This is a genomic window from Cupriavidus sp. 8B (genome assembly GCF_054589115.1).
Genome location: NZ_BAAILO010000381.1, coordinates 36365 through 55459 on the forward strand (window position 1 = coordinate 36365; position 19095 = coordinate 55459).

Genomic DNA, 19095 nt, shown 5'->3' on the forward strand with positions numbered 1-19095 from the left:
TTCGCGCATGACTTCCGACATCGACGGATGCGGATGGCAGGTGCGGCCGATGTCTTCGCTGGCGGCCTTGAACTCCATCGCCACCACGGCTTCGGCGATCAGGTCGGACGCATTCGCAGCAACCACGTGCACGCCCAGGATCTCATCGGTCTTGGCATCGGCCAGCATCTTGACGAAGCCGTCCGAATGCCCCATGCCCAGCGCGCGGCCGTTGGCCATGAACGGGAACTGGCCGGACTTGTACTCGCGGCCTTCGGCCTTGAGCTGCTGCTCGGTCTTGCCCACCCATGCGATTTCCGGGAAGGTGTAGATCACCCACGGAATGCAGTTGTAGTCGATGTGCGGCTTCTGGCCGGCGATGCGCTCGGCAACGGCCACGCCTTCGTCCTCGGCCTTGTGGGCCAGCATCGGGCCACGCACCACATCGCCGATGGCCCACAGGCCCGGCACCTTGGTGGCGCAGTGATCGTCCACCTCGATAAAGCCGCGCTGGTCGGCAGCCATGCCGATGGCGTCGAGGCCGAGGTTGTCGGTGTTGGGCACGCGGCCAACCGACACGATCAGGCGATCCACTTCCAGGGTCTGGGCAGCGCCGTCCTTGTCGGTGTAGCTGACCGTGACGTTGTCCTTGCCGGTCTTGACTTCGTTGACCGTCACGCCCAGGCTGAACTTCAGGCCTTGCTTGGTCAGCAGCTTCTGCGCTTCCTTGGCCACGCCTTCGTCGGCGGCGCCCAGGAACGCGGGCAGCGCTTCCAGCACGGTCACTTCGGCGCCCAGGCGGCGCCACACGGAGCCCAGCTCGAGGCCGATCACGCCGGCGCCGATCACGCCCAGCTTCTTCGGCACGCTGGCGAACTTGAGCGCGCCTTCGTTATCGCTGACCAGCACGTTATCGACGGGAACGCCCGGCAGGTGACGCGCCTTGGAGCCGGTGGCGATGATGACCTGCTTGGCCGTCACGACTTCGGTGCCGGCCTTGCCGGCGACTTCGACCTGGAAGCCCTCGGCGGTCTTGCCGACGAACTTGCCGTAGCCCTTGAGCAGCGTGACCTTGTTCTTGCGGAACAGGAACTCGATGCCCTTGGTCATCTTGCCGACGATATCGTCCTTGCGCTTGAGCATCTTGGCCACGTCGACCTTGACGTCGCCAACGGTGATGCCGTGGTCAGCGATGTGATGCTGCACGTTCTCGAACTCTTCCGAGGAGGCCAGCATTGCCTTGGAGGGGATGCAACCCACGTTCAGGCAGGTGCCGCCCAGGCGCGGTTCGTCCTTGGGATCGTCGTAGGCATTGCCTTCGCAGCAGGCCACGTTCAGGCCGAGCTGGCCGGCACGGATGGCGGCGATGTAGCCGCCGGGGCCGGCACCGATCACCAGCACGTCGAATTGTTTACTCATGGAGATTCCTTTTGCAGCCACGGCGGGGCAACGTCGCCCGCCAGGCCGCTTTCAACTCTTCGGTCCGTCATGCCCGAGCGCGCCGCGCCCGTTGACGGGCATGGCGGGAAAACGCGGGCAAGACCTCAGGCTTTGCAGATGATTACAGGTCCAGCAGCAGGCGTGCCGGATCTTCCAGCGCGTCCTTCATGGCAACCAGGCCCAGGACGGCTTCGCGGCCGTCGATGATGCGGTGGTCGTAGGACATGGCGAGGTAGTTCATCGGACGGATCACGATCTGGCCGTCTTCCACCACCGGGCGGTCCTTGGTGGCGTGCACGCCCAGGATCGCGGATTGCGGCGGGTTGATGATCGGGGTCGACAGCATCGAGCCGAAGGTGCCGCCGTTGGAGATCGAGAACGTACCGCCGGTCAGCTCTTCCAGCGACAGCTTGCCGTCGCGGGCCTTGGCGCCGAACTCAGCGATCTTCTTCTCGATCTCGGCCAGGCTCATCTGGTCGGCGTTGCGCAGGATAGGCACCACCAGGCCACGCGGCGAGCCCACCGCGATACCGATGTCGAAGTAGCCGTGGTAGACGATGTCGTTGCCGTCGATCGATGCGTTGATCAGCGGGAACTTCTTCAGCGCGTGGACCGCGGCCTTGACGAAGAAGGACATGAAGCCCAGCTTCACGCCGTGTTCCTTCTCGAAGCGGTCCTTGTACTTGCTGCGCAGGTCCATCACCGGCTTCATGTTCACTTCATTGAAGGTGGTGAGGATGGCATTGGTGCTTTGCGATTGCAGCAGGCGCTCGGCGATACGGGCGCGCAGGCGGCTCATCGGCACGCGTTCTTCCGGGCGGTCGCCCAGGGCGGCGAAATCCACCGGGGCGGAAACCTGCTGCAGCGCCGGCTTGGCGGCGGCCGGAGCCGGAGCTGCCTTGGCGGCCGGTGCGGGAGCGGGAGCAGCGGTCGCGGCCAGCACGTCGCCCTTGGTGATGCGGCCATCCTTGCCCGTGCCAGCAACCTGGCCGGCGGACAGGCCGCCTTCGGCCATCAGCTTGGCGGCCGAAGGCATGGCCACGGCGCCGGCTGCTGCCGGTGCGGCGGCGGCGGCCGGAGCGGCGGCAGCGGCAGGCGCCGGTGCGGCGGCGGCAGGAGCGACGGCGCCAGCAGTGGCTTCGGTGTCGATCTTGGCGATCACTTCGTCGGCAACCACGGTGTCGCCGTCGTTGCGGATGATCTGCGACAGCACGCCAGCCGACGGGGCCGGCACTTCGAGCACGACTTTGTCGGTCTCGATTTCAATCAGGATTTCGTCTTGGGCAACAGCTTCGCCCGGCTTCTTCTTCCAGTTCAGCATGGTTGCTTCGGCAACCGATTCAGAGAGTTGCGGAACCTTGACGTCAACAATAGCCATGGTTAGGTATTTCCTCGATGTATTCGTATGTGCTTCAGGCAGCGGCAAAAAGCATGGCGGTGCGCGCTCTTCGCGCGCGCCGCCATGCTGGCCACGATCATTTGGTCAGGACAAAGCCCTTGAGCTTGGAGAACGCCGCATCCAGCAGCGCCTTTTGTTGCTCGTTGTGCTTGGCGTAGTAGCCCACCGCCGGCGATGCCGAGGCGGGACGACCCGCGTAACCGAGCTTCTGGCCTTCCGCCATGTTCTCCATGATGAAGTGCTGGACGAAGAACCAGGCACCCTGGTTCTGCGGCTCGTCCTGGCACCACACGATTTCGTTGGCGTTCGGGTACTTCTTCAGCTCGGCTGCCACTGCCTTGTGCGGGAACGGATACAGCTGTTCCATGCGGATGACGGCCGTGTCGGTAGCGCCGCGTTCCTTGCGGGTGTTGACCAGGTCGTAGTAGACCTTGCCCGAGCACATGATCACGCGCTTGACCTTGCTGGCGTTCAGTTCTTCGTGATCGGGGATGACCGTCTCGAAGTGACCCTTGGCCAGGTCGGACAGCGGCGAGACCGCGTCCTTGTTACGCAGCAGCGACTTCGGCGTCATGATCACCAGCGGCTTGCGGAACAGACGGATCATCTGGCGACGCAGCAGGTGGAAGATCTGGGCCGGGGTGGTCGGCTGGCAGACTTGCATGTTGTGGTCCGCGCACAGCTGCAGGAAGCGCTCGATGCGCGCCGAGCTGTGTTCCGGACCCTGGCCTTCATAGCCGTGCGGCAGCATCAGGGTCAGGCCCGAGGCGCGGCCCCACTTCACTTCGCCGGAGGAGATGAACTGGTCGATCACCACCTGGGCGCCGTTGACGAAGTCGCCGAACTGGGCTTCCCAGATCACGAGTGCGTTCGGCTCAGCGGTGGAGAAGCCGTATTCGAAGCCGAGCACGGCCTCTTCCGACAGCACCGAGTCGATCACCGTGAACGGTGCCTGGTTCTCGGACACGTTCTGCAGGGGCACGTAGCTGCCTGCATCCCAGCGCTCGCGGTTCTGGTCGTGCAGCACCGAGTGGCGGTGGGTAAACGTGCCACGCCCGGCGTCCTGGCCGGTGATGCGCACCGGGTAGCCCGAAGCCACCAGCGAGGCGAAGGCCAGATGCTCGCCCATGCCCCAGTCCAGCGGCTGGTCGCCGCGGCCCATGTTGGCGCGATCCTTCACCACCTTCTCGACCAGCGGGTGCAGCTTGAGGTGTTCGGGGATGGTGGTGATGCGTTCGGCCAGGCGCTTGAGCTCGGTCACCGGCACGGCGGTGTCGGCGGCGTCGGTCCACTTGCGGTTCAGGAACGGCATCCAGTCCACGGCGAACTTGTTCTTGAAGTTCGACAGGACGGGGTCGACCGTGTGCTTGCCCGCGTCCATCGCGGCACGGTACTCCTTGACCAGCTGGTCGCCGAAGTCGGCCGGCACCAGGTTCTGCGCGACCAGCTTGTCAACGTACAGCTTGCGCGTGCCCGGGTGCTGGGCGATCTTCTTGTACATCAGCGGCTGGGTAACGGCCGGCGTGTCCTGCTCGTTGTGGCCCAGCTTGCGGAAGCAGATGATGTCGACCACGACATCCTTCTTGAACTCCATGCGGAAGTCCACAGCCAGCTGCATGGCGAACACCACGGCTTCGGGATCGTCGCCGTTCACGTGCAGCACCGGTGCCTCGATCATCTTGACGACGTCGGTGCAATACAGCGTGGAGCGCGAGTCGCGCGGGTCCGAGGTGGTGAAGCCGATCTGGTTGTTGATCACGATGTGCATCGTGCCGCCCGTGCCGTAGCCGCGGGTCTGTGCCAGGTTCAGCGTTTCCATCACCACGCCCTGGCCTGCGAATGCCGCGTCGCCGTGCACTTGCACGGGCAGCACTTCCGCATGGCCCGCGGGCTCGCCGCGGCGTTCCTGGCGGGCCTTGACCGAGCCTTCGACGACCGGGTTGACGATTTCCAGGTGGGACGGGTTGAAGGCGAGCGACAGGTGGACCGGGCCGCCTTCGGTGGAGACGTCGCTAGAGAAGCCCTTGTGGTACTTCACGTCGCCGGCCGGCAGGTCATCGACGTGCTTGCCTTCGAACTCGGCGAACAGGTCCGCCGGCATCTTGCCTAGCGTATTGACCAGCACATTCAGGCGGCCGCGGTGGGCCATGCCGATCACGATTTCCTGCACGCCCTTGCTGCCGCTGTGCTGGATCAGCTCGTCCATGGCGGCGATGAAGCTCTCGCCGCCTTCCAGCGAGAAGCGCTTCTGGCCAACGTACTTGGTGTGGAGGAAGCGCTCCAGGCCTTCAGCCGCGGTCAGGCGGTCGAGGACGTGCTTCTTCTTCTCCAGAGTGAACACCGGCTTGGAACGCGTGGTTTCCAGGCGCTCTTGCCACCAGCGCTTTTGCGCCTGGTCGCTGATGTACATGAACTCGGCGCCGATGCTGCTGCAGTAGGTTTCGCGCAGGTTGTTGAGCAGCTCGCGCAGGCTCATCGATTCCTTGCCGAAATACGTATTGCTGGCGTTGAAGACGATATCGAGATCGCTTTCGGAGAAGCCGTAGAACGCGGGGTCGAGGTCCGGCAGGGGCGGACGCTCCTGGCGCTTGAGCGGATCCAGGTCTGCCCAGTGCGAACCGATGTTGCGGTAAGCGGCGATCAGCTGCGTGGCAGCGACGCGCTTGCGCCCCATATCGGAGTCGGCCGAGGCAACAATGGTCTTGATCGGGCCCGCCTTGGCACGCTCTGCGAACGAGGCGACGATGGGAGCGTGGGCGATATCGCGGGCGTTCGAGCCATCGACAGCCGGCACGTTCTGCATCGCGTCGAAGTACGCGCGCCAGTTATCGGGAACCGAGGAGGGATTTTCGAGGTAGGCCTCGTACAGCTCTTCTACATAGGGGGCATTGCCGCCGAAGAGGTACGAATTGCTCTGATACTGCTGCATCATGGGGCGCTCACTATTATCCGGGAATGCCGGAATAAAGCGGGTTCATCAACCTTCCGCGACACGGCTTGACCGGTTAGCGGATTGCAAACAACTCTTTCTGGACAACAACTGAAACACATTAAATGCATCATTATGCAAACGGCACCGCAACGGGTGCCGATCTGTTCAGTCGCCCTGAAAGGGTCAGTTGTGCGTGGAAGGACCTAAGTCTTCACTCGCATAAGAATAGCACGTTTGCCGCTTGAGCCGAGGGAATTTTGCCGTCAGCCGCGCGGGCCCATTCGCAGTGTTGCGAAGCGGCCAAGCCCCTTGCCGACGGGGATGATGAAGCCAGCCGGTCCGATAGCATGGAGCCGGAAACCAAAGGAGCGATCGGTGCACCTCTTGCCATACCCCCCGCGGGCCAGCGCCCGGCCCCGCCAATGATGCCCGCACCCACCGCCGACGCCACGGCACCAGGAGCTGCTCCCGTCACATGGCGGGCCGACTTGGTGGCCGGGCTTGCCATCGCCGGGCTGTTGCTGCCCGAGGCCGTGGCCTATTCCGGCATTGCCGGGCTGCCGCCGCAAGCCGGCGTGATCGCGCTGTTCGCGGGCCTGCTGGTCTACGGCCTGCTTGGCAGCAGCCGCTTTGCGATCGTTTCGGCCACCTCGTCGTCCGCCGCGGTGCTGCTGGCGGCCACCACGGCTGTCAGCGACGGCGATGCCGGCGTGCGCGCCGCCCTCGGCGCGGCGGTCATGCTCCTCGCGGGAGGGCTGTTCCTGCTGGCCGCGGCGTTGCGCCTGGGGGCGATCTCCAACCTGATCGCCAAGCCCGTGCTACGCGGCTTTGCACTGGGGCTCGCGCTGACTATCGTGCTCAAGCAATGCCCGAAGGTCCTGGACATGCATCCGGCGCATGGCGACTTCCTGCGCCTGGCGTGGGAACTGCTCGCCGGCTGGCGCCAATGGAACCTGGCAGGCGCGGCGGTGGCACTGGTGGCGCTGACGCTGCTGCATCTGTTCGCGCGCTGGCGCGCCATGCCGGGCGCGCTGCTGGTCATCGCCGCCGGCATCGCGCTTGACCTCAGCGGCTGGACCCAGGCACATGGCGTGGCGGCCGTCGGCAATATCGCCTTGCAGTTCTCGGCGCCGCGCGTGCCGAGCCTGGCATCGGCCGACTGGATGCGGATGGGCGGACTGGCTGCCGCGCTGGCGCTGATCCTGTACGCCGAAAGCTACGGCTCGATCCGCACCTTCGCCATGCGCCACGGCGATATCGTCTCGCCCAACCGGGACCTGGCGGCACTAGGACTGGCCAACCTCGCCTCGGGCCTGTTCCAGGGCATGCCGGTAGGCGCGGGCTTTTCCGCTACGTCGGCCAACGAATCGGCCGGCGCGCAAAGCCGCCGCGCCGGGCTGATTGCCGGCGCCGTGGTATTCGCCGCAGTGTGCACCCTGCTCCCCTGGATCTCGCACACGCCTGAGCCGGTGCTCGCAGCTATCGTGATCCGCGCGGTTGGACACAGCCTCAACCCGGGCAGCCTCAAGCCTTATTTCGACTGGCGGCGCGACCGCGTGGTGGCGGTGACCGCCTTTGCCGGCGTGCTGTTGCTTGGCGTGCTGCATGGGCTGCTGCTGGCGATTGGGGTCAGCCTGGCGATGCTGCTGCAGCGCCTGTCCCGCCCGCAGGTGAGCTGGCTGGGGCGCTGGGCCGATAGTCACGACTTCGTCGACACGGCGCGCCATCCCGAGGCCACCGCGCCCGAGGGACTACTGATCGCGCGCCCGGAAGAGCCGTTGTTCTTCGGCAATATCGACAGCGTGCTGGGCACCGTGCGCCAGGCGCTGGCGCGCGAGCACCCCCGGTACGGCCTGGTGCTAAGCCTGGAAGAATCGTCCGACCTCGACGGCACCGTCCTTGAAGCCTTGGGCGAACTGGCGGTGTTCGCGAAGGCCCACGGCATGCCGCTGCGGCTCGCCCGGGTCAAGGACGAGGTGCGCGACCTGCTGACGCATGCGCGCAACCCCGCCCTGCCAGAGGAAATGTGGCGCGGCTGGAGCGTGGACGACGCGGTGCGTGACGCGCTGGCACAACCGGCATGAAACCGCTTGAACCCACTTGCACCCGCTTGAACCCGCTTGAACACGCAACGCCGGGCCTGCCGGGCGTAATGGCCTGATTAATCCTGGCGCGGCGCGATCAGGTCGACCGCATCCGTGATCAGCGCATCCAGCCCCCAGCCGAGCAACTGCGCTGCCCGTGCAGGATCGTTGACGGTATAGCAGGCCACCTTGAAGCCGGCGGCATGCGCGGCCTGGATGATCTCCGCGCTGAGCTCGCGATGATTGGCATCGAGTGCCACGCAGTCCAGCCGGCGCAGCCGCTCCAGCCAGTCGGCCGGCAGCTTGTCCAGCAGCAGCGCCCGCGGCAGGCCCGGCGCAGCCTTGCGGGCCGCCTCCAGCGATTCCTCCGAGAACGACGACAGCAGCGGCGGCACGTCGCAGCCGGCCCACAATGCCTGCGCGTCGAGCGCCACCGCGGCGCCGGTACGCCATTCCGCACCCGGCACCGGCTTGATCTCGATATTCACCATGAAGCCGTTGGCGCGCGTGTAGCGGGCAATGGCCGCCAGCGTGGGCACCGGCTCGCCGGCATAGGCCGGGCTATGCCAGCTGCCCGCGTCCAGCATGGCGATCTCGCCCAGGGTCAGCGCGTCGGCGCGGCCCTGGCCGCTGGTGGTGCGGTCGAGCGTGGCGTCATGCAGCAGCACCGGCCGCCCGTCGCCCGACAGCTTCACATCGAATTCGAACATGCGATAGCCGAACGACGCGCCATGGCGGAATGCTGCCAGCGTGTTCTCGGGTGCCAGCTTGCCTGCGCCCCGATGGGCGATATGGCGCGGATAAGGCCAGGCGGCTTGGGTCATGTCAGGCCTCGATGCGTTTGCCGGAATCGGTGTCGAAGAAATGCAGGTGCTCGGCCGATGTGGTGATCGGCAGACGGTCGCCGCCGCGCACTGGCATATTGCTGTCCAGCCGCACCACGACCGGCTGCCCGCCCAGCGTGCCGTAGGCGAAGGAATCGGCACCGAGCGCCTCGACCAGCCGCACGTCGATCTCGGCGATGGCTTCGTGCGCCGCGCACGGCTCGATATGCTCGGGACGCAGGCCAAGCAGCGCCCGCTCGGGCAAATGCAGGCCCATCGGCAGGTGGCCGAGGGTGGCGGCTTGCCCTTGCGCGCCCTCCTTCTGCTCCACGCGCATCTGCGCTTCGCCCTGCCCGCCATTGGTCCGCGCGACCGGGACCAGGTTCATCGGCGGCGAGCCGATAAAGCTGGCCACGAAGGTACTGGCCGGACGCGCATAGACTTCCAGCGGCGTGCCGATCTGCTCCACGCGCCCGCCGTTGAGCACCATCATGCGGTCCGCCAGCGTCATGGCCTCGACCTGGTCGTGGGTCACGTACATGCTGGTGGTGCGCAGGCGGCGATGCAGCTCCTTCAACTCTAGGCGCATCTGTACGCGCAGCTTGGCGTCCAGGTTGGACAGCGGCTCGTCGAACAGGAACACGGCAGGCTCGCGCACGATCGCGCGGCCCATGGCCACGCGCTGGCGCTGCCCGCCCGACAACGCGCGCGGCTTGCGCTCCAGCAGCGGCGCCAGTTCGAGTATGCCGGCGGCATGCCGCACACGCTGCTCGATCTCGCTCTTGGCCATGCCGCGAATCTTCAACCCGTAGGCCATATTGTCGTACACGCTCATATGCGGATAGAGCGCGTAGTTCTGGAACACCATGGCGATGTCACGCTCGGCGGGTTCGAGGTTGTTGACGATCTTCTCGCCAATATGTACCTCGCCGCCGCTGATGGCCTCGAGCCCGGCCACCATGCGCAGCAGCGTGGATTTGCCGCAGCCCGACGGGCCCACGATGACGACGAACTCGCCGTCGTTGATTTCCATATCGATGCCGTGCACAACCTTGACGTTGCCGGCGTAGGTCTTCTGTACGTTGCGAAGCGACAGTTTTGCCATTGCTATTCTTTCTCGCTGGGCAAGCGTGGCGGGCGCATCGTCGCGCCCCGCCATGCCCGCTTATTTTTCGGTTTCGACCAGGCCCTTGACGAACCACTTCTGCATCAGCACGACCACGATCGCGGGCGGGACCATGGCCAGCATCACCGTGGCCATCACCAGGTTCCAGTCGGTCGCTGCGTCCCCGGAGCGGGAGATCATCTGCGTCACGCCCACCACAACCGGCGTCATCGACTTCTGCGTGGTGATCAGGAGCGGCCAAAGGTACTGGTTCCAGCCGTAGATGAACTGGATCACGAACAATGCCGCGATGCTGGTCTTGGACAGCGGCAGCACCACGTCCCTGAAGAAGCGCAGCGGCCCGGCGCCGTCGATGCGCGCGGCCTCGGCCAGCTCGTCCGGGATGGTCAGGAAAAACTGGCGGAACAGAAAAGTTGCCGTAGCCGAAGCAATGATCGGGATGGTCAGGCCGAAGTAGCTATCCAGCATGCCGAGGTCCGACACCACCTTGTAGGTTGGCAGGATCCGCACTTCCACCGGCAGCATCAGCGTGATGAAGATCATCCAGAAGAAGGTCTTGCGCAGCGGGAACTTGAAGTACACCACCGCGAAGGCCGAGAGGATGGAGATCGTGATCTTGCCCAGCGCAATGCCGAGCGCCATGATCAGGCTGTTCAGCATCATCGTGGACACCGGCGAGGCGGCATTGCCCACCCCCTGCGCCAGCACCGTGCGATAGTTCTCCAGGAAATGGCTGCCCGGCAGCAGCGTCATCGGCGCCTGCAGCACCTCGTCGGCGGTCAGCGTCGAGGCGACAAACGTCACATAGACGGGGAAAGCCACCACCGCCACGCCCAGCACCAGCATCAGGTGCGAGAGAAAATCAAGAAAGGGTCGTCGTTCTACCATGTTGCCTATCCTTCAGTACTGCACCTTGCGTTCCACGTAGCGGAACTGCACCACTGTGAGAACGATCACGATCCCCATCAGCACAACCGACTGCGCAGCCGAGCCGCCGATGTCGAGCCCGCGGAAGCCATCCTGGTAGACCTTGTAGACCAGCGTATTGGTGGCATTGACGGGGCCGCCGTGGGTCACCGCGTCGATAATGGCAAAGGTATCGAAGAAGGCGTACACCACGTTGATCACCATCAGGAAGAAAGTGGTCGGCGACAGCAACGGGAAGATGATCGACCAGAACCGCCGCCATGGCCCTGCGCCATCGATGGCGGCGGCCTCGATCAGCGACTTCGGAATGCTCTGCAGGCCGGCCAGGAAGAACAGGAAGTTGTAGCTGATCTGCTTCCACGCAGCGATCAACACCACGAGCAACATCGCCTGGTTGCTATTGAGCAGGAAGTTCCAGTCCACCCCGAACGCATGCAGCGCATAGGACACCACGCCCAGCGTCGGGTTGAACAGGAACATCCATAGCACGCCGGCCACGGCAGGAGCCACCGCGTACGGCCAGATCAGCAGCATCTTGTAGCCACTGGCGCCGCGCACCACGCGATCGGCGAAATAGGCCAGCAGCAGCGAGATCGAAAGCCCGACCAGCGTCACCCCGACGGCGAACACCGCCGTCACGCGGAACGCATTCAGGTACTGCGCATCGTTGAACAGATCGTGGAAGTTCTCCAGGCCAACGAACTGGAGATCGATGCCGAAGGCATCCTGCCGCAACACAGACTGGTACAGAGCCTGCCCGGCCGGCCAGAAAAAGAAGATCAGCGTCACCGCCATCTGCGGCAGCACCAGCAGATAGGGCAACCATGAAGATCGGAATACGACCCGTTTTTCCATCACGCATCCAAGCCACCGCTACGAGCGGCGCGTCATCAATCATAGCCAGCGCGGGCCAGGCGCCCGCACAAACCAAAGACGGAGGCACAGCCTCCGCCTTCCTCACACGCAAGAACTTGCGGGGCTCACTCGCGGACCGTCTTCTGGAAGCGCTCGAGCAATTCATTGCCGCGCGCCACCGCCGAATCCAGCGCCTCCTTAGGCTGCTTCTTGCCAGTCCACACCGCTTCGAGCTCCTCGTCGATCACGGTACGGATCTGCGGGAAATTGCCCAGGCGGATGCCTCGCGACTTGTCGGTGGTCTTGACGATCATCTGCTTGACCGCCACGTCGGCACCGGGGTTCTTGTCATAGAAGCCCGACTTCTTGGTCAGCTCGTAGGCCGCCATGGTCACTGGCAGGTAGCCGGTCGACTGGTGCCAGTCGGCCTGCACCTCGGGGCGCGACAGGTAGGTGAAGAACTTCGCCACGCCCTTGTATTCCTCGGCCTTCTTGCCGCCCATCACCCACAGCGAAGCGCCGCCGATGATGGTGTTCTGCGGGGCGCCCGGCACGCCTTGCTCGTAGGGCAGCTGCGCCACGGTGAAATCGAACTTGGCGTTCTTGCGGATATTCGCCAACGCCGCCGAAGACCCGGTCAGCATCGCGCACTGGCCGGCGATGAACTTCGCCTTCGGCTCGTCCTTGCGGCCGCCGTAGACGAAGTAGCCCTTCTGCTGCATGTCGAGCAGGTTGGCGATATGCTTGACGTGCAGCGGCGAATTGAACACCAGGCGCGCGCCCGTGCCACCAAAGCCATTGTTCTCGGTGGCGAACAGGACGTTGTGCCAGGCCGAGAAGCTTTCCAGCTGCACCCACGACTGCCAGTCAGTGGTGTAGCCGCAGGAGACACCGGCAGCCTTGAGCTTGGCGGAGTCGGTCGCCACCTCCTGCCAGGTCACGGGTGGCTTGTTCGGATCGAGCCCCGCTTTCTTGAAAGCATCCTTGTTGTAGTACATCACCGTGGTCGAGCTGTTGAACGGGAACGACAGCATTTCGCCCTTGTTCGACGTGTAGTATCCAGCCACCGCCGGGATGTACATCTTGGCGTCGAACTTCTCGCCGGCGTCCTTCATGACCGCCGCCACCGGCTTGATGGCGCCCTTGGCGCTCATCATGGTGGCCGTGCCCACCTCGAATACCTGCAGGATCGCCGGCGCGTTGCCCGAACGGTAGGCCGCGATGCCCGCCGCCAGCGACTCGTCATACTGGCCTTTGTAGATCGGTACGATCTTGTAGTCGGACTGGCTGCTGTTGAACTGCGTGGCGATCGCGTTCACCTTATCGTTGAGCGCACCTTCCATCGAATGCCACCACTGGATCTCGACGGCGGCATTGGCCGATCCTGCGCCGACCAGCATGGCGAAGGCGGCGAGGGTCAAGGCGGTACGTTTAACGGTCATGAGAAACTCTCCTGTTCTTTGTCGCGGCATGGGAGGATAAAAATCGTCCGACTGTATGCAGTTTTTGTGACAGGCGGATGTTACCCCGCCTTGTTGGATTGGAAAACCGGGCCTTTCCACTAAATTACAATAATATGACAACGATTTATCGTCAGCTTGACAGGGTAAGATCTCGCGCTATGCAAGCCATACAAACCCTTCCCGCCCCGGCGCTGCGCCGGATTCGCGGCGTGCTGACCGATATCGACGGCACCATTACCACCGACGGCAGGCTGCCGGCGGCCACCTATCTGGCGCTCGACCGCCTCAAGGCAGCCGGCCTGCACGTGATCCCGGTCACGGGCCGCTGCATCGCCTGGGCCGAGATCCTGACGCGGTTATGGCCGGTGGACGCCATCATCGGCGAGAACGGTGCCTTCTACTCCCACCTGCGCGCGGGCAAGCTGGTGACCCGTTACCTGGACGATGCCGCCACCCGGGCCGACAACCTGGCGCGCATCCACGCCCTTGGCGAGCACATCTTGCAAGAGGTACCGGGCTGCGCGCTGGCCTCGGACCAGGCCTGGCACGCCGCCGACCTCGCCATCGACCACGCTGAGGACGTCGTGCCCCTGCCGCCCGCCGCGGTCGAGCGCATTGCCGGGCTGATGCGGGAAGCCGGCATGACCGCCACGGTCTCGTCCATCCACGTCAACGGCTGGTTCGGGGATCACGACAAGCTCAGCATGAGCCGTTTGTGCGCTGCGGAGTTGCTGGGCGCGGACCTGGATGCCGAGCGGGAGGAATGGTTGTTCATCGGCGACTCGGCGAACGACGCCAGCATGTTTGCCCATTTCCCGCTGTCGGTCGGCGTGGCCAATATCCGCGACATCCTGCCGCAGTTGCCCGCCAAGCCGGCCTATATCACCGAGGCGGCCTGCGGCGAGGGCTTTGCGGAAATGGCTGAGCTGCTGCTGGCCGCGCGCGGCTGACCGGCCACAGGCACGCCGTCAATAAAAAAACAGCCGGGCTTGCCCGGCTGTTTTTTTGTGCGCTGCAACTACGGCAATGACCCGATTCAATCGAAGCCCAGCTCCTGCAGCTTGCGGGTGATGGTATTGCGGCCGATGCCCAGGCGCGTGGCTGCCTCGACGCGGCGCCCGCGGGTGACGCCCAGCGCAGCCTCCAGTACCGCCTTCTCGAAACGCCGCGTAAGCGCGTCCATGACTTCCGGCTGGCCGGACTCCAGCATGGCGCGGGCTTCCCCCGCCAGCAGGTGTTCCCAGCCGGCCAGCGCGCTGGCCGCGGCCGAGCGGCCGGCGTAAGCCAGCGCGGTGTCCGGCTCCCCACCCAGGGTGGAAGGCGCGGCGCCGTAATCGACAGCGTCATGGCCGTCGGCATCGTCCGCCCTGCCCTCTGCCCGGAACTCCGCCTGGCGCGCCGCACCGGCACCGCCGCCCTGCGGCGTGCCGGTGCCGATCATCTCAACCGGCATGTCCTTGACCTCGATGGTCTGCGCGGGCGCCATCACGGTCAGCCAGTTGCACAGGTTCTCCAACTGGCGCACGTTGCCGGGGAACGGCAACGTGCTGACATAGGCCAGGGCCTCGTCCGACATGCGCTTGGGTTCCACGCCCAGTTCCTTGGCACTCTTCTGCAGGAAATGACGCGCCAGCAGCGTGATGTCTTCCGGCCGTTCGCGCAGCGGCGGCAGGCGCAGGCGGATCACGTTGAGGCGGTGGAACAAGTCCTCGCGGAACAGCCCTTCCTTGACGCGCGTTTCCAGGTTCTGGTGGGTGGCGGCAATCACGCGCACATTGGCGCGCAGCGGATTGTGGCCGCCCACGCGGTAGAAGTTGCCATCCGACAGCACGCGCAGCAAGCGCGTTTGCAGGTCGAACGGCATGTCGCCGATTTCGTCAAGGAACAGCGTGCCGCCCTCGGCCTGCTCGAAGCGGCCGCGGCGCATGGTCTGCGCGCCGGTAAAGGCGCCGCGCTCATGGCCGAACAGCTCCGACTCCAGCAAGTCCTTCGGAATAGCCGCGGTATTGAGGGCGATAAAGGGCCCGTTGGCGCGCGGGCTGTGCTTGTGCAGCGCCTGTGCCACCAGCTCCTTGCCGGTACCGGACTCGCCGGTGATCAGCACCGTCACGTTCGATTGCGACAGGCGGCCGATGGCGCGGAACACGTCCTGCATGGCCGGCGCCTGGCCGAGGATTTCGGGCGCGTCGACCAGGCGGTCTTCGAGCTCCTCCTCGCGCAGGCTTTCCTGCAGCGCACGGCGGATCAGCTCGACCGCCTTATCCACGTCGAACGGCTTGGCCAGGTACTCGAAGGCGCCGCCCTGGAAGGCCGCTACCGCGCTATCCAGGTCGGAGTACGCCGTCATCACGATGACAGGCAGCCCCGGGTGGCGCGCCTTGAGCGCTTGCAGCAGGTCCAGGCCCGAGCCACCCGGCATGCGGATATCGGAGATCAGGACTTGCGGTTCGTCGTCTTCCAGCGCGGCCAGTACGTCGCGCACGTTGGTAAAGCTGCGTGAGAGCAGGCTTTCGCGGGCGAGTGCCTTCTCAAGAACCCAGCGGATTGATTGATCGTCGTCGACTATCCAGATCGGCTTCATGTGCGTCGCTTGTCTGCTCGGTGTCATTTGGTCTTCCGTGAACCTGGCCGCACACCGCCGGCAAGCCGGTCGGCAGCAATCATTGGGGCAGTTCCAATTGCTGTCGCCGATGCGATCAATGCAGGGGCAGCAGGATACGGAAGTCGGTACAGCCAGGCCGGCTCTCGCATTCGATCAAGCCCTCGTGCTGCTGCACGAAGGTTTGAGCGAGTGTGAGACCGAGGCCGCTACCGCCGTCCCTGCCCGACACCAGCGGGTAGAAGATGCGTTCGCGAATATCCTCGGGGATGCCCGGACCGTTATCAATGACATGCAAGTCCAATGCCAGCTTGAATAATCGCTTCGCAATGGTTACCTGGCGGGCCACCCGGGTACGCAGGATGATCTGCGCATCGCCCCGCGCCACGCGCTCCGAGAGTGCCTGGGCGGCGTTGTGGACGATGTTGAGCACGGCCTGGATCAACTGCTCCATGTCGCCGCGCAGGTCGGGCAGGCTCGCGTCGTAGTCGCGCACGATATCCAGCCCGGAGGGGAATTCGGCCAGCACCACCGAGCGCACGCGCTCCAGCACCTCGTGGATATTGAGGTCGGACACGATGTGCGGATGGCGATGCGGCTCCAGCAGGCGGTCCACCAGCGTTTGCAGGCGGTCCGACTCCTTGATGATGACCTGGGTGTACTCCCGCAGCGAACGGTCTGGCAACTCGAACTCAAGCAATTGCGCCGCGCCGCGGATGCCGCCCAGCGGATTCTTGATCTCATGCGCAAGATTGCGGATGAGCTCCTTGTTGGCCGAGGTCAGGTCTAGGATGCGCTCCTCGCGCTCGCTGCGGACCTTTTGCTCGTTGGGCAGCACCTCCACCAGCACCGTGTCGGCCGTGGCATCCAGCGCGCCGATCACCACGTGCGCGTGCATCGGCTCCTGCAGGGGCGGGTGCAGCACCACATCCTGCCGGCGCGCATCGAACTGCCGCGAAATCACGGTCTCGATCATGTTGCCGAGTTCATCCGAGGCGCCGAACAGGTCCGCCAGCGACAGCTCCACCATGGCCTTGCGCGACACCGCGAAGCTGGCCTCGGCGGCGGGATTGGCGTAGACGATGCGCAGGCCGGGCTGGCGCACCAGCAGCACGGGGTTGGCGACCACGTCCAGCCCCTGGTGGTAGGACACATCGCCCAATGGCAGCACCACGGCTCCATCCTCGGCCGGCGTGCCAGCCCCGGCCGAAGCTACCTTGCGCGAGACGCTGCGAATCAGGCGACGCATAGTGCTAGTCCTTCAAATTGGAGAGTTCGCGCCGCAGCGAAGCGGCATTGGCCTCGCCACGCGCGATGTCGTCGCGCAGCGTAGCGGTGCGGTCGAGGTACTTCTGGTAGTTACGTTCATTGCCCTGGCGCTCGGGCTGGCCGTTGTTGAACTCGGCGCGCAGCGCGGCCAGCTTGGCCTCCTCGCTTTGCAGCTCCTGCTCAAGCACGGCGCGGCGCTCGCCATCGCGGCTTTTCTGGGTCGCGCTGTCCACGCGCGGAAACGCGGTGGGCGCGACCGCGGGCGCGCCACCCTTGCCTGCCGACGGGGCGCTCACGCGCCCGCCCGGCACCGTCGTGACTTCCGGCAGGCTGAGCCGCTTGCAGCCCTTGCCCCCGTTGCCGTTGCGGTATTCAGGCACGCCGTTGGGGCCAGCGCAGACAAAGATATCCGACTGCGCCGGGGCCGGCCGGCTCCAGCACAGCAGCACAAGCGCCAGCATGGCGCAGGCGGCCGCCGATACGTGCATGGTGGCACCGAACCGGTGCATTGGTCCAAGCGAGGAAAGCGGGAATTCGAGCGCGTCCATTGACATCAGCAGGGATGGTGGGAAAGGAGCCCCATTCTAGCGATCAAACCAGCGATCAAAACAAAAAGGGACAGCCGAAGCCGCCCCTTCCTGGTGCAACTGTTGCCCGGTCACAACCTGGCAACGCCTCGCCTTACAGCGAGTAGTACATGTCGAACTCGATCGGGTGCGTGGTCATGCGGAAGCGGGTGACTTCTTCCATCTTCAGCTCGATGTAGGCATCGATCATGGAGTTGGAGAAGACGCCGCCGCGCGTCAGGAACTCGCGGTCGTTGTCCAGGTATTCCAGGGCCTGGTCGAGGCTGGAGCACACGGTCGGGATCTTTGCATCCTCTTCCGGCGGCAGGTCGTACAGGTTCTTGTCGGCAGCTTCGCCCGGGTGGATCTTGTTCTGCACGCCGTCCAGGCCAGCCATCAGCAGCGCCGAGAAGCCCAGGTACGGGTTCATCAGCGGATCCGGGAAGCGGGTCTCAATGCGGCGGCCCTTCGGGTTGGCAACGTACGGAATACGGATCGAAGCCGAACGGTTGCGAGCCGAGTAGGCCAGCTTGACCGGCGCTTCGAAGCCCGGCACCAGACGCTTGTACGAGTTCGTGCCCGGGTTGGTCAGGGCATTCAGCGCGCGAGCATGCTTGATGATGCCGCCGATGTAGTACAGCGCGAATTCCGACAGGCCAGCGTAGCCGTTGCCTGCGAACAGGTTCTGGCCATCCTTCCATACGGACTGGTGCACGTGCATGCCCGAACCGTTGTCGCCAACGACCGGCTTCGGCATGAAGGTGGCGGTCTTGCCGTAGGTGTGGGCAACGTTCTGGATCACGTACTTTTGCAGTTGCGTCCAGTCGGCGCGCTGCACCAGCGTGCTGAACTTGGTGCCGATTTCGTTCTGGCCCTGGCCGGCCACTTCGTGGTGGTGGACTTCCACGGGGATGCCCAGCGATTCCAGGATCAGGCACATTTCCGAACGGATGTCCTGGAACGTGTCGATCGGGGCGACGGGGAAGTAGCCGCCCTTCTTGCCCGGACGGTGGCCGCTGTTGCCGTGCTCGAATTCCTTGCCCGACGACCACGGTGCTTCTTCCGACTGGATCTTGACGGAGCAACCCTGCATGTCAATGTTCCAGGTCACACCGTCGAAGATGAAGAACTCGGGTTCCGGGCCAAAGAAGGCGGTGTCGCCCAGGCCGGTGCTCTTCAGGTAAGCCTCGGCGCGCTTGGCGATGGAACGCGGGTCGCGGTCGTAGCCCTTGCCATCCGACGGCTCAACCACGTCGCAGGTCAGGATCAGGGTCGGTTCTTCGTAAAACGGATCGACGTTAGCGGTATTCGGATCCGGCATCAGCAGCATGTCCGAAGCCTCGATACCCTTCCAGCCGGCGATCGACGAGCCGTCGAAAGCGTGGCCGCTTTCAAACTTGTCTTCATCGAAGTGCGACACGGGTACCGACACGTGCTGCTCTTTGCCTTTGGTATCGGTGAAACGGAAATCGACGAACTTGACGTCGTTTTCCTTCACAAGCTTCATCACATCTGCAACGCTGTGGGCCATGCCTATCTCCTGGAAATTCGGCTGAATCTAGAAAAGCCATTCTTGCGTCGATCTCTGCGGTGCAACGCCTCAAAGGCATTTGCGACAACACAAAGATCGGC

General features: G+C 64.6%; 14 protein-coding genes. 2 read left to right on the top strand and 12 right to left on the bottom strand.

Going from position 1 to position 19095, the window contains the following annotated elements; translation table 11 throughout:
• The 3 genes from lpdA to ACYP5B_RS35735 form a co-directional block, all read right to left on the bottom strand.
• Positions 1-1398 (bottom strand): dihydrolipoyl dehydrogenase (gene lpdA / locus ACYP5B_RS35725; RefSeq protein WP_459572800.1); only part of this gene is annotated, 1398 nt, incomplete at its 3' end.
• Positions 1399-1540: 142 nt separating this feature from the next.
• Positions 1541-2797: a 2-oxoglutarate dehydrogenase complex dihydrolipoyllysine-residue succinyltransferase gene (gene odhB / locus ACYP5B_RS35730; RefSeq protein ID WP_318231069.1), complete on the bottom strand. Its 1257-nt coding sequence runs from the start codon at positions 2795-2797 to the stop codon at positions 1541-1543.
• A 97-nt stretch (positions 2798-2894) separates the two neighbouring features.
• Positions 2895-5750, bottom strand: a complete 2856-nt coding sequence (locus tag ACYP5B_RS35735; protein WP_318231070.1) for a 2-oxoglutarate dehydrogenase E1 component — start codon at positions 5748-5750, stop codon at positions 2895-2897.
• Positions 5751-6172: 422 nt separating this feature from the next.
• Between ACYP5B_RS35735 and ACYP5B_RS35740 the strand changes: the two genes are divergently transcribed.
• Entirely contained in the window at positions 6173-7834 is a 1662-nt protein-coding gene (locus ACYP5B_RS35740) for a SulP family inorganic anion transporter (protein ID WP_459572801.1), read from the top strand.
• 77 nt (positions 7835-7911) lie between these two features.
• Here the strand turns inward: ACYP5B_RS35740 and ugpQ are convergent, their stop codons facing one another.
• The 5 genes from ugpQ to ugpB form a co-directional block, all read right to left on the bottom strand.
• A complete protein-coding gene (ugpQ, locus tag ACYP5B_RS35745; RefSeq protein ID WP_318231072.1) occupies positions 7912-8658 on the bottom strand; it encodes a glycerophosphodiester phosphodiesterase in 747 nt (248 codons plus the stop codon).
• A 1-nt stretch (position 8659) separates the two neighbouring features.
• Positions 8660-9763, bottom strand: coding sequence for a sn-glycerol-3-phosphate import ATP-binding protein UgpC (locus ACYP5B_RS35750; protein ID WP_459572802.1), 1104 nt, complete (start codon positions 9761-9763; stop codon positions 8660-8662).
• A 60-nt stretch (positions 9764-9823) separates the two neighbouring features.
• The gene (gene ugpE / locus ACYP5B_RS35755) at positions 9824-10672 is read right to left on the bottom strand and encodes a sn-glycerol-3-phosphate ABC transporter permease UgpE (protein ID WP_400100899.1); all 849 of its coding nucleotides are present in this window, start codon (positions 10670-10672) and stop codon (positions 9824-9826) included.
• A gap of 12 nt (positions 10673-10684) precedes the next feature.
• Entirely contained in the window at positions 10685-11566 is an 882-nt protein-coding gene (gene ugpA / locus ACYP5B_RS35760; RefSeq protein WP_267603584.1) for a sn-glycerol-3-phosphate ABC transporter permease UgpA, read from the bottom strand.
• Between the two features lie 125 nt (positions 11567-11691).
• Positions 11692-13008 (bottom strand): sn-glycerol-3-phosphate ABC transporter substrate-binding protein UgpB, encoded by a 1317-nt coding sequence (gene ugpB, locus ACYP5B_RS35765; RefSeq protein WP_267603585.1) that lies wholly within the window; start codon positions 13006-13008, stop codon positions 11692-11694.
• A 179-nt stretch (positions 13009-13187) separates the two neighbouring features.
• Here ugpB and ACYP5B_RS35770 point away from each other — a divergent pair, with 179 nt between their 5' ends.
• Positions 13188-13979 (top strand): HAD-IIB family hydrolase, encoded by a 792-nt coding sequence (locus ACYP5B_RS35770; protein ID WP_459572803.1) that lies wholly within the window; start codon positions 13188-13190, stop codon positions 13977-13979.
• A gap of 86 nt (positions 13980-14065) precedes the next feature.
• On the opposite strand, the gene ntrC is transcribed toward ACYP5B_RS35770, so the two are convergent.
• From ntrC to ACYP5B_RS35790, 4 genes are all read right to left on the bottom strand, one after another.
• Positions 14066-15610, bottom strand: coding sequence for a nitrogen regulation protein NR(I) (ntrC, locus tag ACYP5B_RS35775; protein WP_400100905.1), 1545 nt, complete (start codon positions 15608-15610; stop codon positions 14066-14068).
• 115 nt (positions 15611-15725) lie between these two features.
• Complete coding sequence (gene glnL, locus ACYP5B_RS35780; RefSeq protein ID WP_400100907.1) at positions 15726-16877, bottom strand: nitrogen regulation protein NR(II); 1152 nt, start codon at positions 16875-16877, stop codon at positions 15726-15728.
• 4 nt (positions 16878-16881) lie between these two features.
• Positions 16882-17358 (bottom strand): DUF4124 domain-containing protein, encoded by a 477-nt coding sequence (locus ACYP5B_RS35785; protein ID WP_459572901.1) that lies wholly within the window; start codon positions 17356-17358, stop codon positions 16882-16884.
• 220 nt (positions 17359-17578) lie between these two features.
• Entirely contained in the window at positions 17579-18994 is a 1416-nt protein-coding gene (locus ACYP5B_RS35790) for a 3-hydroxylaminophenol mutase (protein ID WP_035867014.1), read from the bottom strand.
• Between the last annotated feature and the right edge of the window lie 101 nt (positions 18995-19095).

Bases quoted from the DNA above. Each gene is read 5' to 3' on its own strand.
- odhB (WP_318231069.1), bottom strand. From the start codon at position 2,797: ATGGCTATTGTTGACGTCAAGGTTCCGCAACTCTCTGAATCGGTTGCC.
- ACYP5B_RS35735 (WP_318231070.1), bottom strand. From the start codon at position 5,750: ATGATGCAGCAGTATCAGAGCAATTCGTACCTCTTCGGCGGCAATGCC.
- ACYP5B_RS35740 (WP_459572801.1), top strand. From the start codon at position 6,173: ATGATGCCCGCACCCACCGCCGACGCCACGGCACCAGGAGCTGCTCCC.
- ugpQ (WP_318231072.1), bottom strand. From the start codon at position 8,658: ATGACCCAAGCCGCCTGGCCTTATCCGCGCCATATCGCCCATCGGGGC.
- ACYP5B_RS35750 (WP_459572802.1), bottom strand. From the start codon at position 9,763: ATGGCAAAACTGTCGCTTCGCAACGTACAGAAGACCTACGCCGGCAAC.
- ugpE (WP_400100899.1), bottom strand. From the start codon at position 10,672: ATGGTAGAACGACGACCCTTTCTTGATTTTCTCTCGCACCTGATGCTG.
- ugpA (WP_267603584.1), bottom strand. From the start codon at position 11,566: ATGGAAAAACGGGTCGTATTCCGATCTTCATGGTTGCCCTATCTGCTG.
- ugpB (WP_267603585.1), bottom strand. From the start codon at position 13,008: ATGACCGTTAAACGTACCGCCTTGACCCTCGCCGCCTTCGCCATGCTG.
- ACYP5B_RS35770 (WP_459572803.1), top strand. From the start codon at position 13,188: ATGCAAGCCATACAAACCCTTCCCGCCCCGGCGCTGCGCCGGATTCGC.
- ntrC (WP_400100905.1), bottom strand. From the start codon at position 15,610: ATGAAGCCGATCTGGATAGTCGACGACGATCAATCAATCCGCTGGGTT.
- glnL (WP_400100907.1), bottom strand. From the start codon at position 16,877: ATGCGTCGCCTGATTCGCAGCGTCTCGCGCAAGGTAGCTTCGGCCGGG.
- ACYP5B_RS35785 (WP_459572901.1), bottom strand. From the start codon at position 17,358: ATGCTGGCGCTTGTGCTGCTGTGCTGGAGCCGGCCGGCCCCGGCGCAG.
- ACYP5B_RS35790 (WP_035867014.1), bottom strand. From the start codon at position 18,994: ATGGCCCACAGCGTTGCAGATGTGATGAAGCTTGTGAAGGAAAACGAC.